Below are 19,758 nucleotides of genomic sequence, written 5' to 3'. Positions count from 1 at the left end.
GCCGTCACCCCGGCCGAGCTCGGCGACGGCACGGCACACGCCCGCGCCGCCTCGATGGTTCGCTCGCTCACGCAGACCCTTCCTCGTAGATGACCTCACCGCGCAGCACCGTGCGCCGGCACACCGGCAACGGCGTCGGATCCTGCGCACCCCGCAGCTCCGGGTCCTCGGCCTGCAACACCGGCAGACCCCGCTGCACCCCCGCCGGCGTCGACCACACCGCGAACGTCGCCGGCGCCCCCAACGCCAGCACACCCTCGTTGTCCAGGTGCACCGCCCGCCAGCCGCCGCGGGTGTGCGCCGCGAACGCCGCCCGCTCGCTCATCCGCTGCACCGGGTTGTGGTGCGCCGCCGCCGCCCGCACCGAACCCCACGGATCCAGCGGCGTCACCGGCGAATCCGACCCGAACGCCAACGCCACCCCGACCGCGTGCATCGCCCCCATCGGGTTCGACTCCAACGACCGGTCCAGACCCAACCGCGCCTCGTACATCCGGCCCGCGCCACCCCACAACCGGTCGAACGCCGGCTGCATGCTCGCCACGATCCCGAAGTCCACGAACCCGGCGATCAGCCGCTTGTTCATGATCTCCGCGTGCTCCACCCGGTGCCGCGCCGCCCGCACCCGATCCGTGCCCAGCTTCTCCGCCGCCGCCGCGAACCCCTGCAGCACCGTCGAGATCGCCGCGTCACCGATCGCGTGGAACCCGCCCTGCATCCCGTGCGCCGCACAGTCCAGCAGATGATCACGCACCTGATCGGCGGTGACGTACCCGTGCCCGCAGGTGCCCGGCTCCCCGTCGAGGTACGCCGCCGACACGTGCGCCGTACGCGACCCCAACGCCCCGTCGGCGTACAGGTCCCCGCCCGCCCCCACCGCACCCAGTTCCCGGGCCTTCGCCGCGCCGAGCAGCTCACCCCAGTAGCCGTACACCTCCGGCACCCCGTCCCCGGAGATCGCCAACAGGCCGGTGAAGTCCGACTCGTCCGACGTGCCGGGCCCGCCGCACTCGTGCACCGCCGCGATCCCCAGCGACGCCGCGTGCCGCAACGCCGCCCGCTGCGCGGCCACCCGCTGCGCCGGCGACACCGACCCCAGCGCCGCCGCCCGCACCAGGTGGTGCGCGTCGCGCCGCAACCACCCCGACGCGTCGTACCCGGCCGCCTGCGCCACCTGCGGACACGCCGCCAGCAACGCCGACGACACCAACGCCGAATGGATCGACGCCTGCGACAGGTACACCCGCCGGCCACCGGCCGCCCGGTCCACCGCCGCCGCGTCCGGCAACTGCGGCACCGCCCAGTTCGACTCGTCCCAGCCGTGCCCCAGCACCACCGCGTCCGCCGGCAACCCCGCCGCGAACGCCGCCACCGCCTCCAGCAGCCCCGCCGCCGACCGCACCCCGGACAGGTCCAGCCCCGACAACGCCAACCCCGTGTCCGTGGCGTGCACGTGCGCGTCCACGAACGCCGGCGTCACCAGCGCGCCGTCCAGCTCCACCACCCGGTCGGCGGCCGGCGCGTCGGCGTCCGCACCCAGCCAGGCGATCCGGCCACCGACCACCAGCAGGGCCGTCGCGCGCGGATCGGCCGGACAGTGCAGCACGCCGCCGCGGTACAGAGTCGAGGGGTTCGTCATGGCACTCAGTCTGCCGCCAACCGGGACTCGAACAGAGCGCGGACCCCCGGCTCCGAGCGCAGCAGACCCAACGCCAGCTCCGCGTGACCAGGCACGTACCCGTTGCCCACCAGCATCGTCACGTCGGCCGCCAGACCCTCCGCACCCAGCGCCGCCGCCGCAAAACTCGTCGCCATCGAGAAGAAGATCACCGTGCCGCCGTCCGCCGTGGCCAGCACCGCACCGTGCTCGCAACCCGGCACGTCCACGCAGACCACCGTCACGTCCGCCGGCACCCCCAGCGCCGAGGTCACCGCCGCCGACACCGCCACCGGATCCCGGGCGTCGGCCAACGCCACCACCGACGCCAGCCCCGCCGCGGTCAGCGCGTCCCGCTCCGCCGCCACCGGCACCACCCCGACCGTACGACTCGCGCCCGCCCGCCGGGCCGCCGCCAGCGACAGCGACCCGCTCTTGCCCGCGCCACCGATCACCGCCACCGTCACCGGCGTCGGGTCGTTCTCGCGCTGCCTGCGCGCCACGTGCTCCGCGACGACCCGCGCGGTCAGCGCCGGCGCCCCGCACACGTCCAGCACCGCCAGGGACAGCTCCGGGTGCAGGTCCGCCGGCAGCACCGCCGCGATCGACCGGGCGAACAGCATCGCGTACCCGTCGCACGGCACCTGCTCGCTGCGCCCGTCCCAGCGGGCCAGCCCGTCGAGGATCGTCAGCGGGGTCAGCGTCAGCGACACCAGCGTCGCCACCCGGTCACCGGGCTTCAGCTGAAGCGGGGAGCGCCGGCCCACCTCCTCGACCGTGCCGATCAGCATGCCGCCCGACCCGGTCACCGGGTTCTGCATCTTGCCCCGGGCGGCGACGATCTCCAGCACCTCGGCGCGGACCTTCTCCCCGTCGCCGCCGTGCTTCTCCGACAACTGCCGGAAGCTCGCCGCGTCCAGGTTCAGCCGCTCGACCCGGATCCGCACCTCGTTCGGCGCGATCCGCGGGTCGGCGTCCAGCCGCCACGCCGCCTGCGGAAGCACCCCCGCCGGTTCCACAACGCGGTGCAGACCCACCGGTGACGTCACGCCGACCTCCCCTGTCAGCCGCGTGAAGCCCCGGCCAGGGCTCGCATCGCGGGAAAACTTCCGGCAGACTAATTTCTTCACCGGATATTTTCCAGTAGCCTACGGGCCGCTGATCATCTGCACCACCACGCACCGAGGAGGGGCCGTGACCCAGACCCAACCGGTTGAGACCATCCCTCGACCCCGTCACGCCCCGGTCGCGACGCCGACCGCCGGGCAGCCGTACGAATACCGCCGCAGCCCCCTGGTCGAACCCGACTGGACCCGCTTCCCCGGCTGGCGCAACGTCACCCGCGAGCAGTGGGAGAACGCCCAGTGGCAGCGCGTCAACTGCGTCAAGAACATCAAGCAGCTGCGCACCGTCCTCGGTGACCTCGTCGACGAGACCTTCTACGACGACCTCGCCGCCGACCAGAGCGCCCTGGCCACCATGTCCATGCTGGTGCCGCCGCAGATGCTCAACACCATGGTCCCGTTCGCCCCGATGACCACCGAGGCGTTCCTCGCCGACTCGGTGCGGCGCTACATGATCCCCGTCGCCTCCGACCGGCGCACCGACTGGCCGTCGCACCCCTACGCCAGCCGCGACTCCCTGCACGAGCACGACATGTGGGTCGCCGAGGGCCTCACCCACCGCTACCCCACCAAGGTCCTCGCCGAGCTGCTCTCCACCTGCCCGCAGTACTGCGGCCACTGCACCCGGATGGATCTGGTCGGCAACTCCACCCCCGCCGTCGACAAGCTCAAGCTCACCCTCAAGCCCGTCGACCGCTACGACGCCCACATCGCCTACCTCAAGGCGCACCCCGGCGTCCGCGACGTCGTCGTCTCCGGCGGCGACGTGGCCAACGTCCCGTGGCGCAACCTCGAGTCGTACCTCATGCGGCTGCTGGAACTGGAGACCGTCCGCGACATCCGGCTCGCCACCAAGGCCCTCATGGGCCTGCCCCAGCACTGGCTGCAGCACGACGTCGTCGAAGGCCTGGAGCGGGTCGCCCGCACCGCCGCCCGGCGCGGCGTCAACCTGGCCATCCACACCCACGTCAACCACGCCCAGTCGCTCACCCCGCTGGTCGCCAAGGCCGCCCAGACGGCCCTCGACGTCGGCGTCCGCGACGTCCGCAACCAGGGCGTGCTCATGCGCGGCGTCAACGCCACCGCCCCCGACCTGCTCGACCTCTGCTTCGCCCTGCAGGGTGAGGCCGGCATCCTGCCGTACTACTTCTACATGTGCGACATGATCCCCAACGCCGAGCACTGGCGGGTCCCCGTCTGGCACGCCCAGCAGCTCCAGCACGACATCATGGGCTACCTGCCCGGCTACGCCACCCCGCGGATCGTCTGCGACGTCCCCTTCGTCGGCAAGCGCTGGGTGCACATGCTCACCGAGTACGACCGCGACCGCGGCATCTCGTACTGGACCAAGAACTACCGCACCTCGATCGAGTCGGCCGACCTGGAGGCGCTCAACAAGCGCTACGCCTACTACGACCCGATCGACACCCTGCCCGAGACCGGCCGGCAGTGGTGGGCCGCGCACCGCGACGACTGACCCGCACCACCGGCACCATCGAGCCACCCCCGCCCGGCCACCTCGGCCGGCGGGGGTGGCGACTTTGCTCCCCGGCCCGCCTGACCGGCGCTAGCGTCACGACATGCGGCCTCCACCAGCCGACCGTTCCGAGACCGCCGACCGGGTCACCCCCGTCGAACTCTTCTTCGACGTCGTCTTCGTCCTCACCATCACCCAGCTGGCGCAACTGCTCGAGACCGACCTGGACTGGACCGGCCTGGGCCGCACCGTCCTGATCTTCGGACTGCTCTGGTACCTCTACACCGGCTACGCCTGGCTCACCAACCACGTGCCGCCCCGCCGGCCCGCCCGCAAACTCCTGCTCTTCGCCGGCATGGCCGGCTTCCTGCTCACCGCCGTCACGCTCCCCGACGCCCTCACCGGCAGCGGCCTGCTCTTCGGGTTCGGCTACCTGATCGTCGTCACCGTCCACCTCACCCTGTTCGCCCGCAGCACCGCCCGCGCCGGCGTCCGCCGACTCGCCCCCTACAACCTCGGCGCCGCCGCCCTGGTCCTCGCCGCCGGCCTGCTCACCGGCCCCGCCGTGACCGCCCTCTGGATCGCGGCCGTGTTCACCCAGAGCGTCCTGCCCTACCTGATCCCCCGCCACTCCTGGATCGGCGTGGCGGCGAGCTTCCGGATCGGCGCCGCCTACTTCGTCGAACGGCACGGACTGCTGCTCATCGTGGCCCTGGGCGAAACCGTCATCGCCATCGGCGCGGGCGTACCCCTCGACCACCTCGGTCCCGGCACCGCCGGCGCCGTCGTGCTGGCCCTCGCCCTGCCCGCCGCCCTCTGGTGGACGTACTTCACCGACACCCCGACCACCGAGCACGCCCTCGCCGAGGCCGATGCCGCCACCCGCGCCCGGCTCACCGCCCACGTCTACGTCTTCGGGCACTTCGTGCTGCTGCTCGGCGTCGTCCTCACCGCCACCGGGCTGCACGCCGTCGTCGCCCACCCCGACGAACCCTCGGGGTGGCCGGCCGCGCTCGCCCTCGCCGGCGGCCCGGCGCTTTTCCTCGCCGCCATGGCCGACGCGCGTCGCGTCTTCGGCATCGGCCGGCTGGCCGACCGTCTCGCCGTCGCCGTCCTGATCCTGCTCAGCACCCCGATCGGTGCCGCGCTGAACGCCGTGCTGCACCTGGCCGTGGTGACCGCCCTGCTCACCGTGATGCTGGTGGCCGACCGCCGCCGTCACGACATGGCGGCGGTCACGGGCGTCAGCCGCGAGGGGCGTACATGATCACCGCGACGCCGACCAGGCAGATCGCCGCCCCGGCCAGGTCCCAGCGGTCCGGCCGGAAGCCGTCCACCACCATCGCCCACACCAGCGACCCCGCCACGAACACGCCGCCGTACGCGGCCAGGATCCGGCCGAAGTGCGGATCCGGCTGGAAGGTGGCCACGAAGCCGTAACAGCCCAGCGCGATCACCCCGGCCGCGATCCACCACAGGCCCCGGTGCTCCCGCCAGCCCTGCCACACCAGCCAGGCGCCGCCGATCTCGGCGAGCGCCGCCAGGGCGAACAGCAGCAGGGAGCGGGCGACCGTCACGCCGCAACGCTAGCCGAGCGGTCCCCCGCGGGTGCCCGGGGACCGCTCGGCACGAGCCCGGGTCAGTGGAACGTGTCGCGGGCCCGGCGACCGGCGTCCCGGGGTTCCCCGCCCGTCTGCCGCGCCCGGGCGGTGCTCTGGTCGACGGCGCCCTCGCCCCGCAACCGCTCGTTGTCGGTGACGTCGCCGATCCGCTCCTTCGCGACGCCGGCGAGCTGCTGGGCTTTGTTGTTCACCTTCTCCGTGAAGCTCATCTCGCCTCCTGCTGCTCCGGCGGTGAGAGCGGACGGAACCGCCCCGCTCTCCCGGTGCCTCCCCGGCCGTCGCGCGCTCAAACGGCTCGTTCTGGCGCCTTGCCCGTCTGTGCGTGCGGCGGCGCACACCCTGTAAGGCATCCTAGGACACTATCTTGAGGTGGCTGGGTAGGGGCGACGGGGCACACCCTCTGGCGCGTCCTAGGACAATAGGTGGTTCGGTTCCGCCGAGCCGGCACCGGCCGGTGCTGGTTGACTGGGAGCATGAGCGAGATCCTCCTCGTCCGGCACGGCGAGACCGCCTGGAGCGCGAGCCGCCAGCACACCTCGTACACCGATCTGGAGCTGACCCCCGACGGCGAGCGGCAGTCCCGCGCCCTCGGCGGGGTGCTGGTCGGCCGGCAGTTCGCCCGGGTGCTGTCCAGCCCCCGCACGCGGGCGCGGGTCACCGCGCAGCTCGCCGGTCTCACCGTGGACGAGGTGGACGAGGACCTCGTCGAGTGGAACTACGGCGAGTACGAGGGCCGCACCACGGTGGAGATCCACCAGGAACGGCCGCACTGGAACATCTGGACCGACGGCTGCCCCGGCGGCGAGACGCCCGAACAGGTCGGCGAGCGGGTCGACCGGCTGCTCGCCCGGGTCACTCCCCTGCTCGAGCAGGGCAGCGTCGCGCTGGTCGGCCACGCGCACCAGCTGCGCGTCGTCGGCGCACGCTGGATCGGGCTGCCCCCGTCCGGCGGCGGCAAGCTGCGACTGGACACCGCCACCGTCAGCGTGCTCGGGCACGAGCACGGCCGGCAGGTCATCCTCCGCTGGAACGGCGCCTGACCGGCCCGCTCAGCCCGGCTCGCCGTTGGCCCGGGACCGCGCCCGGGTCCGCGGGTCAAGGTCGATCTTCGGCGGCCGCCCCTCGTACGGGGTGGAGAGCACCACCGTGGTGCGGGTGGTGACGTTTGCCGCGGTGCGGATCTCCTGGAGCACCCGCTCCAGGTCGGCCGGGCCGGCCACCCGCACCAGCAGCAGGTAGAAGTCCTCCCCCGCGACCGAGTAGCAGGAGTCGATCTCGGGCAGGTGGGCCAGCCGCTCCGGCGCGTCGTCCGGCTGCGACGGGTCGAACGGGCGGATCGCCACGAACGCCGTCAGCGGCAGGTCCAGCGCCTCGAAGGACACCCGGGCCGCGTACCCGTTGATCACTCCCCGCTGCTCCAGCCGGCGGACCCGCTGGTGCACCGCGGAGACCGACAGCCCCACCTTCTCCGCCAGATCCGTGTACGACAGCCGACCGTCAGCGGTCAGTGCGGCGACGATGGCGCGGTCGATCTCCTCCACGGCGTGCAACCTACCGGGTGCGGGGGCCTGGTGCGACGACCGGCCGGCCGCGGTCACGCTGGGCGGGCCGTCCGGTCGCGCACCGCATCGGCCGCGTAGTTCAGCACCTCCGCCATATCCTCCTCGTCGAGGAAGGGCAGGTCGGTGAGGATGTCGGTGACCGACATCCCCTCCGCCATCATCGCCAGCAGGGTGGCCACCGGGATCCGGGACTGCCGCACGCAGGGCGCGCCGCCCATCACCTCGGGGTCGACGGTGATCCGGGGGAAGGTCACCGGGACAGGCTAGCCCTTGGCGAGGGCCCGGGAGATGACCAGCCGCTGGATCTGGTTGGTGCCCTCGACGATCTGCAGCACCTTCGCCTCCCGCATGTACCGCTCGACCGGGTGGTCGGCGACGTAGCCGGCGCCGCCGAGCACCTGCACCGCGTCGGTGGTCACCCGCATCGCCACGTCGGTGGCGAAGAGCTTCGCCTTCGCCGCCTCGATCGAGTACGGACGGCCGGCGTCGCGCAGCCGGGCGGCGGAGAGCATCAGCGCCCGGGCGGCGGAGATCTGCGTGGCCAGGTCGGCCAGGTTGAAGCCGAGCCCCTGGAAGTCGATGATCGCCTGGCCGAACTGCCGGCGCTCCTTGGCGTAGCCGACCGCGTAGTCCAGCGCGGCCTGGGCCAGGCCGACCGCGCAGGCGGCGATGCCGAGCCGGCCGGAGTCCAGGGCGGACATGGCGATGCGGAAGCCCGCCCCCTCGCCGCCGATCAGCCGGTCGGCGGGTACCCGCGCGTCGTCGAAGGCGATCTGGGCCACCGGAGAGGCGTGCAGCCCCATCGTGCGCTCGGCGGCCTGCGGCAGGATGCCCGGCGTGCCCCGGTCGGCGAGCAGGCAGGAGATGCCCTTCGGGCCGGGCCCGCCGGTGCGGCAGAAGATGTTGTAGAAGTCGGCGATCCGGGCGTGGGTGATCCAGGCCTTGGTGCCGGTGACCACGTAGGAGTCGCCGTCGCGGACGGCCTTCGTGGTCAGCGCCGCGGCGTCCGAGCCACCCTGCGGCTCCGAGAGGCAGTACGCCCCGAGCAGTTCCCCGCCGATCATGTCGGGCAGCAGCTTGCGCTGGGCATCGGTGCCGAACTGGGCCACCGGGTAGCAGGACAGCGTGTGCACGCTGACCGCCTCGGCCACGGCGAGCCAGCGGCCGGCCAGGATCTCCAGCACCTGCAGGTAGACCTCGTACGGCTGGGCGGCGCCGCCGTGCTCCTCGGCGTAGGGCAGGCCGAGCAGGCCGGCCCGGCCCAGGGTGCGCAGCACCTCCCGGGGGAACTCGGCGCGCTCCTCGAAGCCGGCGGCCCGGGGGGCCAGCTCGCGGTCGGCGAGGTCGGTGGCGAGGTCGAGCAGGTCGTGGGCCTCGTCGGTGGGGAGGATCCGGTCGACAGTCATAGCGCGATGAGCTCCGTGGGGGTGGTGTTGAGCCGGTGCACGCCGTCCGTCGTGCAGACGACGATGTCCTCGATGCGGGCGCCGTGCCGGCCCGCGAGGTAGATGCCGGGTTCGATGGAGAAGGCCATGCCGGGCTCCAACGGCCGGGAGTTGCCCGCGACGACGTACGGCTCCTCGTGCCCGTCCAGGCCGATGCCGTGGCCCGTGCGGTGCAGGAAGGCGGCGCCGTACCCGGCGGCGGTGATCGGCTCGCGGGCGGCGGCGTCGACCGCCTCGGCGGTGACGCCGGGCGCGACGGCGGCCACCGCGGCGCGGTACGCGTCGTGCAGCACCTGGAAGTACTCGGTGAACTCGGCCGGGGCACGCCCGCCGGCGAGGTAGGTGCGGGTCGAGTCGGAGCAGTAGCCCGACGGCATGGTGCCGCCGATGTCGACGACGACCGGCTCGCCCGCGCCGATCGGGCGGTCGGAGGTGCCGTGGTGCGGGCTCGCGCCGTTCGGGCCGGCGGCGACGATGACGAAGTCCACCGTCGTGTGACCGGCGGCGCGGATGGCCGCGGCGATGTCGGCGGCCACCTCGGCCTCGGTCCGCCCCGGGCGCAGCCACTGGCCCATGCGGGCGTGCACCGCGTCGATCGCCGCACCCGCCTCCGCCAGGGCGGCCACCTCGGCCGGTGACTTGCGGATCCGCAGCTCGCGCAGGACCTCGCCGGCCAGCCGCTGGGTGGCCCCCGGCAGCGCGGCGCGCAGCGCGAGGACCTGCTCGGCCCACATCCGGTCGGCCAGCCCGACCGCCGCGACCGGTCCGCCGAGGGCGGCGGTGACCAGGGGGTACGGGTCGGTGCCGTCGGCGTGGTCGACGATGCGCACTCCGGTGGCCGGCGCCGGGGACGCCTCGGCGGCCGGGCGTTCCAGGGCGGGGACGATCAGGGTCGGCTCCCCCTCGGCGGGCAGCACCAGGCAGGTCAGCCGCTCCCCCGCGTGCGCGTCGTAGCCGGTCAGGTAGCGCAGGTCGGAGCCGGGGGTGAGCAGCAGCGCGTCCAGGCCGGCGGCGGCGGTGGCGCGGCGCGCGGCGGCCAGCCGGTCGGGCGGATACAGCTCGTCGGTTCCCACCCCGTCAGCTTAACGGTCGTTTGGGCGGTCCCGGGAGTCGGTCACCCTGGCAGGGCACCGCAAGGCGGTGGCCGTGGCTCGCGGCCCCGGTCTGGCGGCGGCGCGCTCAGCCGGTGCGGCGCAGCCGCTCCTGGACGGCGATCACCAGGAGGGCCACGGCGAGCAGGCCGAGCGCCGCCGCCGCGGGCAGGGCCCGGCCGACCGGCAGCAGCACCAGGATCAGCCCGACCAGGGCCGCCTGGGTCCGGCGCGGGGCACGCACCGAGAACCACCGGAACAGCAGCCGCCCGGCCAGGAAGAGCGCCGCCCCGCCGTACAGGGCGATGACCCCGGGCCAGCTCATCGACTCGTGGGCCGGTGCCGGGCCGTGCTCGCCCGCCGACGCCATGCCGTGCTCGCCCGCCGGTGCCGGGCCGTGCCCGCCGGCGACGAGCGTCAACACCTCCTCGACGCCGAGCGCGACGTAGATGACGCCGACGACCAGCAACAGGTGCGAGAGGCTGTAGGCGTCGCTGGCGATCCGGTCCCGGCGGTCCCCCGTCGACAGGTCCAGGCTCCGCCTGGCGGCGGGTGCGACGTGGTCGAAGTACAGCCACCACAGGCACGCGGCCACCGCGAGCCCGATCAGCGCGACGCCCAGGACCGGCGGCCGCGTCACGGCCGACCCGGCGCCGACGCCGGCCGCGACCAGCGACTCGCCCAACGCGATGATCATCACGAGGCCGTGGCGTTCGGTGAAGTGGTGCGGGCCGCGCAGCGGCCAGCCGCCCCGGAAGGCGTGGGCCACCCGCTGCCCGCCGACCTCCATCGCGAAGGCCAGCACCCAGAGCACCGACTGCGCCGTACCGCCGAGCACCGCGCCGAGCACCAGCGGCACCCAGCCGACGGCACTGGCCGCCGCGAAGGCCCGGATGCGGGCCCGCAGGCCCGGCGTCGCCGCCGCCGACCAGTAGTAGAGCACCAGGTGCACCACCCGCAGCAGCACATAGGCCAGCGCCAGCAGCAGCGGCGCGTCCAGACCCGGACCGGACGACCAGGCCTCCGGCATGACCAGGGCGGCGACGAAGAGCGCGGCCATCGCGACCAGGACGCCGGCGCGGACCGCCCCGACGTCCGCCGGCGTCTGGTTGCCCAACCAGGCGTACGACGACCAGGAGAACCAGAGCAGCATCAGCAGCAGCAGCCCCCGCGCCATGGACTCCGGCGTCGGCGGCTGGCCCATGAACGCGATGATCCGGGTGAGCGCGAAGACGAAGACGAGGTCGAAGAAGATCTCGAAGGTGGTGGCCGGATGATCCTGCGCCACCCGGGCGGTCGGGCCGCGCGTCGAGAACCGCACGGCCTCACCACCCGTCCGTCTTGCCGCTGAGCCCGATGCTAGGGCCGGTGGCGGCGCCGGGGCGGCCGATCGGGCGACGGTCCGCCTCCCGGACGACCGGGCCGGGAGGCGGACCGCCTACGTCAGCTGGTCAGCCAGCGGTGGATGCAGTGCAGCAGGTCGTCGGCGTCGACCGGCTTGGTGACGTAGTCGCTGGCGCCCGAGGAGATGCTCTTCTCCCGGTCGCCGTGCATCGCCTTGGCGGTGACGGCGATGATCGGCAGGTCGGCGTAGCGGGGCATGGCGCGGATCGCCGCCGTGGCGGCGTACCCGTCCATCTCCGGCATCATCACGTCCATCAGCACGAGGTCGATGTCGTCGTGGCGCATCAGCGTCTCGACGCCCTTGCGGCCGTTCTCCGCGTAGACGACGTCGATGCCGTGCAGCTCCAGGATGTTGGTGAGCGCGAAGACGTTGCGGGCGTCGTCGTCGACGACCAGGACCTTGCGCCCGGCCAGCGCCGTGAGCAGCGGATCCCCGGCGAGCGCCGGCTCCGCAGCCGGGGGCGTGAGCGGTACGACCCGATCCGGGCTCTCCACCGACAGGTGCAGGGCGATGCGCTCGCGCAGGTCGTCGAGGCTGCGCAGCACCTCCAGGGGCCGGTCCTTGGCGATGGCCTGCAGCAGGGTCTCCTGGCTGGCGGCCAACGGCTGCCCGTGGTACACCAGCACCGGCAGCCGGCGCAGGTCCGGGTCGTCCTCCAGCGCCTTGAGCAGCGCCGTCCCGCCGTCGACGGACATGTCCAGGTGCAGCACCAGCAGGTGGTGCCGGTGCGCGGTGAGCGCCTCGATCGCCGACGCGGTGTCGACCGCGGTGGAGACGTCGACCGCGTGCTCGGCCGGGCCCGCCGCGACGCCCTGGGCCAGCATGGTGAGCAGCCCCTTGTCGTGGCCCTCCACCACCAGCATGCGCCGCTGCTCGGTACGCCGGTGGACCTCCGGCTCGACCGGCCCGGCCAGGTGCCCGGCGAAGCCGGCGGGGTCGGTGGCGTACGGTCCGACGACGGTGGCGGGCAGGTAGAGGGTGAAGGTGCTGCCCTTGCCCAGGACGCTCTGCGCGGTGATCCGGCCGCCCAGCAGGTGGGCGATCTCCCGGCTGATGGACAGGCCGAGGCCGGTGCCCCCGTAGCGGCGGCTGGTGGTGCCGTCGGCCTGCTGGAAGGCATCGAAGATGGCGCTCAGGTGCTGCTCGGCGATGCCGATGCCGGTGTCGGTGACCCGGAACGCGATGACGGTCTCCGCCGGCTCGACACCGCCGGGCAGCTCGTCCGGCCGGGCCCGCTCGATGCGCAGCTGCACGCTGCCCCGCTCGGTGAACTTGACCGCGTTGGAGACCAGGTTGCGCAGCACCTGGCGCAGCCGCTGCTCGTCGGTGTGCAGGGTGGTGGGGACGTCCGGACCGGTGACGATGTCCAGCTCCAGCCCGCGCGGCGTGGTCAACGGGCGGAAGGTGGCGTCGACGTAGTCGCGCAGGACCGACAGATCGAAGGTCTCCGGGTTGATGTCCATCTTGCCGGCCTCGACCTTCGACAGGTCGAGGATGTCGTTGATCAGCTGCAACAGGTCGGTGCCGGCGGAGTGGATGACCGTCGCGTACTCGACCTGCTTGCCGGTCAGGTTGCGGTTCGGGTTCTGCGCCAGCAGCTGGGCCAGGATGAGCAGCGAGTTCAGCGGGGTGCGCAGCTCGTGGCTCATGTTGGCCAGGAACTCCGACTTGTACTTCGAGGCGAGCGCGAGCTGCTGGGCCCGGGCCTCCAGCTCCTGGCGGGCCTGCTCGATCTCGGAGTTCTTCGTCTCGATGTCGTGGTTCTGCCGAGCCAGCAGCGCCGCCTTGTCCTCCAGCTCCGCGTTCGAGCGCTGCAGCTCCTCGGAGCGGGCCTGCAGCTCCTCCGACCGGGTCCGCAGCTCGGCCGCGAGGCGCTGGGACTCGGTCAGCAGGACGTCGGTGCGGGCGTTGGCGACGATGGTGTTGACGTTCACCCCGATGGTCTCGGTGAGCTGGTCGAGGAAGTCGCGCTGGATGTCGGTGAACCGGCTCATGCTGGCCAGCTCGATGACGCCGAGCACCTGGTCCTCGAAGAGCACCGGCAGCACCACCAGGTGCAGCGGGGCGGCGGCCCCCAGGCTGGAGGAGACGGTCACGTAGTCGGCCGGCACGGTGTCCACCACGATGGCCCGCTTGCTCAGCGCCGCCTGGCCCACCAGCGAGTCGCCGAGGGCGTAGCGGCGCCGGGCGGCGTCGTGGCCGTAGCCGCCGACGACCCGCAGCGTCTTGCCCTCGGCGAGGTCGTCCACCAGCAGGAACGTGCCGAGCTGCGCGGAGACCAGGGGTGCCAGCTCGTTCATCACCAGACCGGCGACGATCTCGAGGTCGCGGTGGCCCTGCATCAGCCCGGAGATCCGGGCCAGGTTGGTCTTGAGCCAGTCCTGTTCCTGGTTCGTGCGGGTGGTCTCGCGCAGCGACTCCACCATCGAGTTGATGTTGTCCTTCAGCTCGCCGACCTCGCCCGGGGCGTCCACGGTGATGGACCGCGTCAGGTCGCCGGTGGCGACGGCGCTGGTCACCTCGGCGATCGCGCGCACCTGGCGGGTCAGGTTGCCGGCCAGCTCGTTGACGTTCTCAGTGAGCCGCTTCCAGGTGCCGGAGACGCCCTCGACCTCGGCCTGACCGCCGAGGCGGCCCTCGCTGCCGACCTCCCGGGCGACCCGGGTGACCTCGGCGGCGAAGCTGCCGAGCTGGTCGACCATCGTGTTGATGGTGGTCTTCAGTTCGAGGATCTCGCCGCGCGCGTCGACGTCGATCTTCCTGGTCAGGTCGCCCTGCGCCACCGCCGTGGTGACCTGGGCGATGTTGCGGACCTGGCCGGTGAGGTTGTTGGCCATCGAGTTGACGTTGTCGGTGAGGTCCTTCCAGGTGCCGGCCACGTTGGGCACCCGGGCCTGACCGCCGAGGCGGCCCTCGGTGCCCACCTCGCGCGCCACCCGGGTCACCTCGTCGGCGAACGCGCTCAGCGTGCCGACCATCGTGTTGATGGTCTGGGCCAGCACCGCCACCTCACCCTTGGCCTCCACAGTGATCTGCCGGCTCAGGTCGCCCTGGGCGACGGCGGTGGCGACCAGCGCGATCGACCGCACCTGGTTGGTGAGGTTGTTGGCCATCTCGTTGACGTTGTCGGTGAGGTCCTTCCAGGTACCGCCGACGTTGGAGACCCGCGCCTGACCGCCGAGGCGGCCCTCGGTGCCCACCTCGCGCGCCACCCGGGTCACCTCGTCGGCGAACGCGGAGAGCTGGTCGACCATCGTGTTGATGGTCTCCTTCAGCGCCAGGATCTCCCCCCGCGCGTCGACCCGGATCTTCTGCGTCAGGTCGCCCTTGGCGACCGCGGTGGTGACCTCCGCGATGCTGCGTACCTGGGCGGTGAGGTTGTCGGCCATCACGTTGACCGACTCGGTGAGGTCCTTCCAGGTGCCGGAGACGCCCTTCACGTCGGCCTGGCCGCCGAGGCGTCCCTCGGTGCCCACCTCCCGGGCCACCCGGGTGACCTCGTCGGCGAAGGACGACAGCTGGTCCACCATCGTGTTGATGGTGTTCTTGAGCTCCAGGATCTCGCCGTGCGCGGTGACCGTGATCTTCTGCGACAGGTCGCCGCGGGCCACCGCCGTGGCCACCTGGGCGATGCTGCGGACCTGGTCGGTGAGGTTGCCGGCCATCGAGTTGACCGAGTCGGTGAGGTCGCGCCAGGTGCCGGCGACGCCGCTGACCTGGGCCTGGCCGCCGAGCCGCCCGTCGGTGCCCACCTCCCGGGCCACCCGGGTCACCTCGTCGGCGAAGGAGGAGAGCTGGTCCACCATCGTGTTGATGGTGCTCTTGAGCTCCAGGATCTCGCCGCGGGCGTCGACGGTGATCTTCTGCGACAGGTCGCCCCGGGCCACGGCGGTGGTGACCTGGGCGATGTTGCGGACCTGGCTGGTCAGGTTGCCGGCCATGAAGTTGACCGAGTCGGTGAGGTCGCGCCAGGTGCCGGCGACGCCGGGCACCTCGGCCTGGCCGCCGAGACGGCCCTCGCTGCCCACCTCCCGGGCGACCCGGGTCACCTCGTCGGCGAAGGACGAGAGCTGGTCCACCATCGTGTTGATGGTGATCTTCAGTTCGAGGATCTCGCCCCGCACGTCGACGGTGATCTTCTGCGACAGGTCGCCCCGGGCAACCGCCGTGGCGACCTCGGCGATGTCGCGGACCTGGTCGGTGAGGTTGCCGGCCATCGCGTTGACCGAGTCGGTGAGGTCCTTCCAGGTGCCCGACACGCCGGGCACCTCGGCCTGACCGCCCAGCTGGCCCTCCGTGCCGACCTCCCGGGCCACCCGGGTCACCTCGGAGGTGAAGAGCGACAACTGGTCGACCATGCCGTTGAAGACGGTGGCGATCTCGCCGAGCAGCCCGTCGGCGTCCTCGGGCAGCCGGGTGCCGAAGTCGCCGTCGCGTACCGCCGTCAGGCCCGCCAGCAGCTGTCGCAGGCCCGGATCGGTCATCGGGGCAACCGTGCCCGGAGCCGTCTCACGTCGCCGCGGCACCGTCTGTTCGACCACCACTCGCCCCCATCGCCGAGTCACCGGGCACGGCGGAACCCGCCCCGGCGACAACATCAACCGCGCAAGTATGCACACTGCCCGGGCCGGACGCAGCGGCCGACGACCCCGCAGGTGAGCTGCGCCCGCGTGACACCGGCGGCGCGGGCCCGGGGCCGGCCTGCCCGGCCGCGTCCGACCCGCGTCGAACCGCCGCCGGCCGGCCCCGGCTCGCGGCGGTGGCCCCCACCGGTCAGCGCGGCGACGGGCGGCCGCACCACCGCCGGACCAGCTCCACCATCTCCGTGACCGAGCCGGCCGGGTCGGTCACCGGGAACTGCACCGCGCGGACCACCGCGTCCGGGTCGACCAGCAGGGTCAGCCGCTTGAACCGGTCCGTCCCGCCGGCCCGGAACGTCGGCAGGAGCAGCCCCGCCGCGAGCCGCCCGTCCTGGTCCGACAGGAGCGGGTACGGCAGCCGGGCGTACTCGGCGAAGGCGCGCAGCTGGTCGGGACGCTGGGTGCTCACCCCGCGTACCTCGGCGCCGGCGGCCCGGATGAGGTGGTGCCGGTCGGCGTACGTGCGGGCCTCCAGCGTGCACCCGACGGCGCCGGGGATGTCCGCCCAGTCCGGCGGAAGTCCCTGCCCACCCGGAGCGAACGCACCGGGGAAGAGGTAGAGCACGGTCCAGCGGCCGGGCACGGCCGGCGGCTCCCCGCCGCCGTCGTGCCGGGGCAGGGTGAGCGGCGGCAGCCGGCGGCCGACGAGCTGATGCACCCGGCGGACCTCGGCGGACTCGGCGGCGGCGGTGGCGGTCAGGGCCCCGTCGCCCATCACGTGCCGGGTACCCCAGTCCTGCAGCGCGACCAGCACCGGCAGCAGGCCCTCACCCTTCGGCGTGAGCAGGTAGTCGTAGCGCGGCGGGTGGCGCGAGTAGGGCTCCCGGCGCAGCACCCCGTGCTCGACCAGGGTGGCGAGCCGTTCGGTCAGCGCCCGGCGGCTGACGCCCAGCTCACGCTGGAGCGCGTCGAAGCGGGTGGTGCCGCCGGCGACGTCACGGACGATCAGGAAGGTCCACCAGTCACCCAGCACGCCGAGCGCCTGGGCGATGCCGCAGTCGGCGTCGGCGAGGTCCGACCGCTTCATCTGCCACCCCCTCGCTCGGTCCGGCGTCGACTATAGTCCGTTCCAGATTGGAACTCACTGGTTCGGGGACGGGGGTTGACGGTCATGACCGTCGAAGAACGGGCCGGGGTGTTCTGGCGCTGGTGGGCCGCCGGCACGACCAGCCTGGTCGGGTCGGCGGTCGGCGCGGTCGCGCTGCCGTTGACCGCGCTGACCGTGCTGGATGCCAGCGCGTTCGAGATGGGCCTGGTCGCCGCCGCCAACTACGTCGCCTGGCTCGTCATCGGGCTGCCCGCCGGAGTCATCGTGCAGCGGCTGCCGCTGCGCGGCGCCCAGGTCGGCGCCGACCTGGGCCGCGCCGTCGCGGTGGCGTCCATCCCGCTGGCCTGGTGGTGGGGGTGGCTGACCGTCGCCCAGCTGGTCGTCGTGGCGCTGGTGGTCAGCTTCGCCAACGTGCTCTTCGACGTCGCCAACGCCACCTTCCTGCCGGCCATCGTCAGCCGCGAGCAGCTGCACTCCCGCAACAGCCTCACCTCCGCCACCCACGCCGGCACCCAGCTCAGCGGTCCCGCGCTGGGCGGGCTCGCCGTGCAGGCCCTCGGTGCGGTGCCGACGATGCTGGTCGACGCGGCCAGCTACCTCGTCTCGGCGGTGCTGCTGCGCTCCCTGCCCGCTCGCCGCACGGACGCCCCCGACCGGTGGCCCCCGGTGCGCAAGATGATCGGCGAGGGCTGGCGGTACGTGACCCGGCACCCGGTCATGGGCCCGACCATGTGGTCCGCCACGGCGGTGAACTTCGTCTGCGGGGCGCAGCTCGCCGTCTACCCGCTCTACCTCGTCCGGGAGCTGCACGCCCCGGCCGTGCTGGTCGGGGTGCTGCTCGCCGTGGAGGGCGCCGGCTCGCTGGTGGGCGCGGCGCTCACCCCGTGGATCACCGGCCGGTGGGGCACCGCCCGGGCGGTGCTGGTGGCCTGCGTGATCTCCGTGGCCGGCGCGTCCGTCGTGCCCCTCGGCGTCGGCTGGCCGGCGTACCTGGCGTTCGCCGTCGGCAACGTGGTCTTCGCCGGCGGCGTGGTGGTGCTCAGCGTGACCACCCGCACCTACCGGCAGACGGCGAGCCCTGCGGAGCTGCTGTCCCGCGTGATGGCCACGGTCCGCTTCGTCTCCTGGGGCGCCATTCCGGTCGGCGGGGTGGTCGCCGGAGCCCTGGCCGGTCTCGTCGGCGCGCGGGCCACCCTCTTCGTCTTCGCCGCCGCCACGGTGTGCGCCCCGCTGGCACTGCTCCTGTCCCCCGTGCGCCGGCTGCGGGACTTCACCGACCTGCGGGTGGACGACGTCGAGCGCCGGGAGGTCCTGGGCGCCCGGTGAACGGGCACCGGCCCGGGCCGTCACCGGATTGTCGTCCGCCTCCCCGGCGCCGCCGATAGCCTGGAGCGGAGGTGACGGGCGGGAAGGTGGGGACGGTGACGCAGGAGCGCGCAACGGCACGACGTCGCCGGATGATCGCGGCCGGCATCCTCACCGTGATCGGGCTGGCGCTGCTCGCGTTCGGCCTCACCGTCGCCGACGGCGTCCTCGCCGGCGTCGAGGTGGCGCTGGCGATCGTGCTGCTGCTGGCCAGCTACGCCCTGCAGTACGCGGCCCGCCGCGAGACGCTCTACCGCCACGACGACCAGCGGTAGCCCGACCGGCCGTGGTCGGCCGGGAGCCGGGCAGGTCGTGGCGCCGGGACGCGCCGTCTGCACACCGTCGTAGTGCTGTGACAGGCTGTCGGGCGTGACACAGCGACCCCCGATCCTGCTGATCGACGCGCCGAGTCTCTACTTCCGCGCCTACTTCGGCATCCCCGAGTCGGCCGCGAAGACGGAGGACGGCCAGCCGGTCAACGCCGTACGCGGCTTCCTCGACATGCTCGCCCAGCTGATCCGCACCCGCCGGCCGGACCGGATGGTCTGCGCGCTCGACCACGACTGGCGGCCGGCCTGGCGGGTCGAGCTGCTGCCGTCGTACAAGGCGCACCGGGTGGCCCCGGAGGGCGGTGAGGTGGTGCCGGACACGCTCTCCCCGCAGGTGCCGATGATCCTCGACGTGCTGGAGGCGATCGGCATCACCGCGGTGGGCGCGACCGGCTACGAGGCCGACGACGTGCTGGGCACGCTGTCGGTGACCCAGGACGCGCCGGTGGAGGTGGTCTCGGGCGACCGCGACCTGTTCCAGCTCGTCGACGACGTGCGCGGGGTACGCCTGCTCTACATCGGCCGGGGCGTGGCCAAGCTGGACGACTGCGACGACGCGGCGGTCCGGGCCCGCTACGGGGTGCCCGCCGACCGGTACGCCGACTTCGCCGCGCTGCGCGGTGACCCCAGCGACGGGCTGCCCGGGGTGCCGGGGGTGGGTGAGAAGACCGCCGCCCGGCTGATCGACCGGTACGGCGGCCTGGCCGGCATCCTGGCCGCGCTGGACGACCCCGCCTCCGGCTTCGCGCCCGGCCTGCGGACCAAGCTGGACGCGGCGCGGGGCTATCTGGCCGTCGCGCCGAAGGTGGTGGAGGTGGCGCGGGACGTCCCGCTGCCGCAGCTGCCCACCGCGTTGCCGGCGGCGCCCGCGCAGCCGGAGCGGCTGCTGGAGCTGGCGCAGCGGTGGAACCTGGCCGGCTCGTGCCGGCGGCTGGTCGACGCCCTCGCCGACCGGCCCTGACCACCGGCCCGGGGCGGGCGGCGGCGCGGGCC

The 19,758-nt window shown here is 73.3% G+C and carries 17 protein-coding genes; 6 read left to right on the top strand and 11 right to left on the bottom strand.

Annotated elements, in window-relative coordinates; all coding sequences use genetic code 11:
* Positions 1–67 precede the first annotated feature (67 nt).
* Positions 68–1,639 carry an amidohydrolase gene (locus ACSNN7_RS01955; protein ID WP_436678754.1) on the bottom strand — a complete coding sequence of 524 codons (1,572 nt, stop codon included), beginning with the start codon at positions 1,637–1,639 and terminating at the stop codon, positions 68–70.
* 5 nt (positions 1,640–1,644) lie between these two features.
* On the bottom strand, positions 1,645–2,694 hold the full coding sequence (locus ACSNN7_RS01950) for a zinc-binding alcohol dehydrogenase (RefSeq protein WP_436678808.1): 1,050 nt from the start codon (positions 2,692–2,694) through the stop codon (positions 1,645–1,647).
* Positions 2,695–2,851: 157 nt separating this feature from the next.
* Between ACSNN7_RS01950 and ACSNN7_RS01945 the strand changes: the two genes are divergently transcribed.
* Both ACSNN7_RS01945 and ACSNN7_RS01940 read left to right on the top strand, forming a co-directional pair.
* Positions 2,852–4,258: a KamA family radical SAM protein gene (locus tag ACSNN7_RS01945; protein ID WP_436678753.1), complete on the top strand. Its 1,407-nt coding sequence runs from the start codon at positions 2,852–2,854 to the stop codon at positions 4,256–4,258.
* 103 nt (positions 4,259–4,361) lie between these two features.
* Entirely contained in the window at positions 4,362–5,525 is a 1,164-nt protein-coding gene (locus ACSNN7_RS01940) for a low temperature requirement protein A (protein WP_436678752.1), read from the top strand.
* Here the strand turns inward: ACSNN7_RS01940 and ACSNN7_RS01935 are convergent.
* Both ACSNN7_RS01935 and ACSNN7_RS01930 read right to left on the bottom strand, forming a co-directional pair.
* Positions 5,503–5,835: a YnfA family protein gene (locus ACSNN7_RS01935; RefSeq protein ID WP_436678751.1), complete on the bottom strand. Its 333-nt coding sequence runs from the start codon at positions 5,833–5,835 to the stop codon at positions 5,503–5,505. The genes ACSNN7_RS01940 and ACSNN7_RS01935 overlap by 23 nt on opposite strands.
* Before the next feature lie 62 nt (positions 5,836–5,897).
* A complete protein-coding gene (locus tag ACSNN7_RS01930) occupies positions 5,898–6,089 on the bottom strand; it encodes a CsbD family protein (RefSeq protein WP_436678750.1) in 192 nt (63 codons plus the stop codon).
* Positions 6,090–6,353: 264 nt separating this feature from the next.
* Here ACSNN7_RS01930 and ACSNN7_RS01925 point away from each other — a divergent pair, with 264 nt between their 5' ends.
* A complete protein-coding gene (locus ACSNN7_RS01925; protein ID WP_436678749.1) occupies positions 6,354–6,920 on the top strand; it encodes a histidine phosphatase family protein in 567 nt (188 codons plus the stop codon).
* A 9-nt stretch (positions 6,921–6,929) separates the two neighbouring features.
* On the opposite strand, the gene ACSNN7_RS01920 is transcribed toward ACSNN7_RS01925, so the two are convergent.
* From ACSNN7_RS01920 to ACSNN7_RS01890, 7 genes are all read right to left on the bottom strand, one after another.
* Entirely contained in the window at positions 6,930–7,421 is a 492-nt protein-coding gene (locus ACSNN7_RS01920) for an Lrp/AsnC family transcriptional regulator (RefSeq protein ID WP_436678748.1), read from the bottom strand.
* A 53-nt stretch (positions 7,422–7,474) separates the two neighbouring features.
* Positions 7,475–7,696, bottom strand: coding sequence for a DUF433 domain-containing protein (locus tag ACSNN7_RS01915; protein WP_154936964.1), 222 nt, complete (start codon positions 7,694–7,696; stop codon positions 7,475–7,477).
* Positions 7,697–7,705: 9 nt separating this feature from the next.
* Complete coding sequence (locus ACSNN7_RS01910) at positions 7,706–8,848, bottom strand: acyl-CoA dehydrogenase family protein (RefSeq protein WP_436678747.1); 1,143 nt, start codon at positions 8,846–8,848, stop codon at positions 7,706–7,708.
* Positions 8,845–9,960, bottom strand: coding sequence for a M24 family metallopeptidase (locus ACSNN7_RS01905; protein ID WP_436678746.1), 1,116 nt, complete (start codon positions 9,958–9,960; stop codon positions 8,845–8,847). The genes ACSNN7_RS01910 and ACSNN7_RS01905 overlap by 4 nt, the downstream gene beginning before the upstream one ends.
* Before the next feature lie 106 nt (positions 9,961–10,066).
* A complete protein-coding gene (locus tag ACSNN7_RS01900) occupies positions 10,067–11,299 on the bottom strand; it encodes a low temperature requirement protein A (protein WP_436678745.1) in 1,233 nt (410 codons plus the stop codon).
* 122 nt (positions 11,300–11,421) lie between these two features.
* On the bottom strand, positions 11,422–15,867 hold the full coding sequence (locus ACSNN7_RS01895) for a HAMP domain-containing protein (RefSeq protein ID WP_436678743.1): 4,446 nt from the start codon (positions 15,865–15,867) through the stop codon (positions 11,422–11,424).
* 289 nt (positions 15,868–16,156) lie between these two features.
* Entirely contained in the window at positions 16,157–17,050 is an 894-nt protein-coding gene (locus tag ACSNN7_RS01890; RefSeq protein ID WP_436678742.1) for a winged helix-turn-helix transcriptional regulator, read from the bottom strand.
* 84 nt (positions 17,051–17,134) lie between these two features.
* Here ACSNN7_RS01890 and ACSNN7_RS01885 point away from each other — a divergent pair, with 84 nt between their 5' ends.
* From ACSNN7_RS01885 to ACSNN7_RS01875, 3 genes are all read left to right on the top strand, one after another.
* Complete coding sequence (locus tag ACSNN7_RS01885) at positions 17,135–18,397, top strand: MFS transporter (RefSeq protein ID WP_436678741.1); 1,263 nt, start codon at positions 17,135–17,137, stop codon at positions 18,395–18,397.
* A 95-nt stretch (positions 18,398–18,492) separates the two neighbouring features.
* Positions 18,493–18,711, top strand: coding sequence for a hypothetical protein (locus ACSNN7_RS01880; protein WP_436678740.1), 219 nt, complete (start codon positions 18,493–18,495; stop codon positions 18,709–18,711).
* 94 nt (positions 18,712–18,805) lie between these two features.
* The gene (locus ACSNN7_RS01875; RefSeq protein WP_436678739.1) at positions 18,806–19,726 is read left to right on the top strand and encodes a 5'-3' exonuclease; all 921 of its coding nucleotides are present in this window, start codon (positions 18,806–18,808) and stop codon (positions 19,724–19,726) included.
* The last annotated feature ends 32 nt before the right edge of the window (positions 19,727–19,758 follow it).

Origin of the sequence: Micromonospora sp. URMC 105 (genome assembly GCF_051386295.1) — a bacterium.
Classification (GTDB): Bacteria; Actinomycetota; Actinomycetes; order Mycobacteriales; family Micromonosporaceae; genus Micromonospora.
Note: the sequence above shows the minus strand (reverse complement) of the source record. Positions and strands in the feature narration are given on the sequence as shown.